The sequence below is a fragment of the Kitasatospora sp. NPDC059571 genome, assembly GCF_042735675.1.
Lineage (GTDB): Bacteria > Actinomycetota > Actinomycetes > Streptomycetales > Streptomycetaceae > Kitasatospora.
The window spans coordinates 23,543-26,481 of sequence record NZ_JBHWBW010000054.1 but is presented as its reverse complement, the minus strand read 5'-3'; the positions used below and the strand labels follow the sequence as shown (position 1 = coordinate 26,481).

The following is a 2,939-nucleotide window of genomic DNA, read 5'->3' as shown; positions in this document are numbered from 1 at the left end:
CATCCCCCTGCCGCGGGTCCCGCCCCACCCCCGCCCCACCCCCGCCCACCCCCGCCCACGCCCGCCCCAGGAGGCACCAGTGAGCGCATCCCCGTCCCCAGAGATCAGCGCCGGCCTCGTCGAGCGGCTGGCCGCCCAGGGCATCGACGTGGTCCGCGTGACCTACCCCGACCTCATCGGCACCGACCGCGCCCGCGACGTCCTGATCGACCATCTGCCCTCGGCGTGCGAACACGGCCTGGCCTTCTGCCGCGCCGTCTACCACACCAGCCCCAAGGGCGACGTCGTCCCCGTCCCCGGCGGACTCGACGCCGGCCTCCCCGACGTCACCGTCCGCCCCGACCTCGGCACGCTGGTCGCACTCCCATGGGAACCCGGCGTCGCCTCCTGCCTCGGCGAGGTCACCGACCCCGCCACCGGGGCCCCGGCCCCGGAGTCACCGCGCGACCTCCTGCGCACCGTCCTCGCCCGCTGCGCCGAACACGGCCTGCGGCCGGTGGTGGGTCCAGAACTCGAGTACTTCCTGTGCACCCCGGCCCCGGACGGCAGCTGGCGGCGGTACTCCGACGTGGAGGGCGTCGTCTACACCGCCGGCCTGCGCGCCGACCCCGACAACCACCTGCTGCGCACCCTGCGCCGGCTCCGCGAACTCGGCATCGGCGTCATCTCCGGGAACCACGAGTTCGACGGCGGCCAGTTCGAGATCAACCTCACCCACTCCGAGGCCCTGGACGCCGCCGACCGGGCCTTTCGCTTCAAGAGCGCGGTCAAGGAACTCGCCCGCCAGGAGGGCAAACTGGCCACCTTCATGGCCAAGCCCTTCAACGGCTCAGGCGGCTCCGGCTTCCACCTCCACCTCTCCTGCGCCGACCCGGACGGGGCGAACACCTTCGACGACCCGGCCGGCCCGCACGGCCTCTCCGCCACCGCCCGGCACTCCGTCGCCGGCATCCTCGCCCACGCGCCCGCGCTGGCCGCCCTGCTCAACCCCACCGTCAACTCGTACAAGCGCTTCGGCCCGGACACGCTGGCGCCCTGGCTCATCGACTGGGGCATGGACAACCGCAGCGCCATGGTCCGTATCCCGCCCGAGCGCGGCTCCGGCGCCCGCCTCGAGGTGCGCCTCGGCGACGCCAGCGCCAACCCCTACCTGCTGATCGCGGCAACCACCGCCGCCGCCCTGCTCGGCGTACAGGCCGGCGAGGAACCCCCGGCCCCGCTGGACGGCTACGGCTACGACCCCACCCGCTCCGCCGTCCTCCCCATGAACCTGCCCGCGGCCCTGGACGCCCTGGAGGCGGACACCGCCCTGACCGAACTGCTCGGGAAGGAGTTCACCACCTCCTTCCTCGCGTACAAGCGCCACGAGGTCGAACGCTTCCAACGACACATCACCGACTGGGAGTTCGACGAGTACGCCTACCACCTCTGACCGCCGAGCGACCCTCGTCCCACCCCTTGGAGCCCCCCGTGACCACCCTCCCCCCCGACGCCGTGCACGAGCCCCTGCCGCTGGACCAGGTGGACCTCGCCGACCTCGACAACTTCACCGACGGCGTCACCCCCTGGCGGATGTTCCACACCCTGCGCCACCAGGACCCCGTCCACTGGCAGCCCGAGCCCGAGCCCAACTCCGGCTTCTGGGCACTGACCCGCCACGAGGACATCGCCCGCGTCGACCGCGACTCCGACACCTTCACCTCCAGCCGCTTCGTCAACCTGGAGGAGCTGGACGACGACCAGATCAAGAAGCGCGCCTCCATCCTGGAACTGGACGGCGTCCGCCACCGCGCCCTGCGCAGCGTCCTGCAGCGGCAGTTCGGGCAGAGCACCATCAACCGGTACGCCGACTTCCTGCGCGGCCTCACCGCCAGGACCCTCGACGCGGCGCTGGCCAAGGGCAGCTTCGACTTCGTCTCCGACATCTCCGCCGACTTCCCCATCAACGTGCTCGCCCGGCTGCTGGACGTGCCCCCGGAGGACAACCAGAAGCTCATCGACTGGGGCAACCGCATCATCGGCAACACCGACCCCGACTACGCCGACGTGCTGCTCCACAGCCAGGAGAGCGAGAAGTACCGCGACCTGCCCTTCCGGTCCCCGGCCTCGCTGGAGGTCTTCGAGTACGGTCGCGACCTCGCTCGGCAGCGGCGCGGCGGCAACGGCACCGACCTGATCTCCCGTCTGGTCAACGAGACCCCGCGCGACGGCGTCCCGCTCAGCGCGCAGGACTTCGACAACTACTTCCTGCTGCTCGTCGTCGCCGGCAACGAGACCACCCGGCACACCATCAGCCACTCCATGCTGGCGCTCATCGAGCACCCCGAGCAGCTCGCCCGGCTCCAGGAGGACCCCTCGCTGATCCCCACCGCCGTCGAGGAGTTCCTGCGCTGGGCCTCCCCGGTCTACCACTTCCGCCGCACCGCGACCCGCGACGTCGAGCTCGGCGGCAAGCAGGTCCGCGAGGGCGACAAGGTCGTCATGTGGTACGCCTCCGGCAACCGCGACGAGAAGGTCTTCGGCAACCCCTACGACTTCGACGTCGCCCGCGCCGACAACGACCACATCACCTTCGGCAAGGGCAGCCCGCACCTCTGCCTGGGCAACCTGCTGGCACGCACCGAGATCCGCATCATGTTCGAGGAGTTGATCCCGCGCCTCTCCTCGATCCGCCTCGCCGGCGACGTACCGCGTGTGCGGTCCAACTTCGTCAACGGCATCAAGAAGCTCCCGGTGGAGGTCACCCTGGCCTGACCGGCCGACCGTCTTTCCCGGACACCCGGACACCCGGACACCCGGACACCCGGACACCCGGACACCCGGACACCCGGTCGAGGGGGGGGGGGGGCCGCGGGGGGGGGGGGGGGGGGGGGCGCGCGGGGGGGGGGGGGGGGGGGCGGGGCGCGCCGGGGGGTCGGGGGCGCGCGCCCCCGCGCGCA

2 protein-coding genes are annotated in these 2,939 nt (G+C 72.2%); both read left to right on the top strand.

Features of this window, described 5'->3' with window-relative positions; genetic code table 11:
- Positions 1-79 precede the first annotated feature (79 nt).
- Positions 80-1,432, top strand: coding sequence for a glutamine synthetase family protein (locus ACFV0G_RS09500; protein WP_380544297.1), 1,353 nt, complete (start codon positions 80-82; stop codon positions 1,430-1,432).
- 38 nt (positions 1,433-1,470) lie between these two features.
- The gene (locus tag ACFV0G_RS09495) at positions 1,471-2,754 is read left to right on the top strand and encodes a cytochrome P450 (protein ID WP_380544294.1); all 1,284 of its coding nucleotides are present in this window, start codon (positions 1,471-1,473) and stop codon (positions 2,752-2,754) included.
- Positions 2,755-2,939 lie beyond the last annotated feature (185 nt).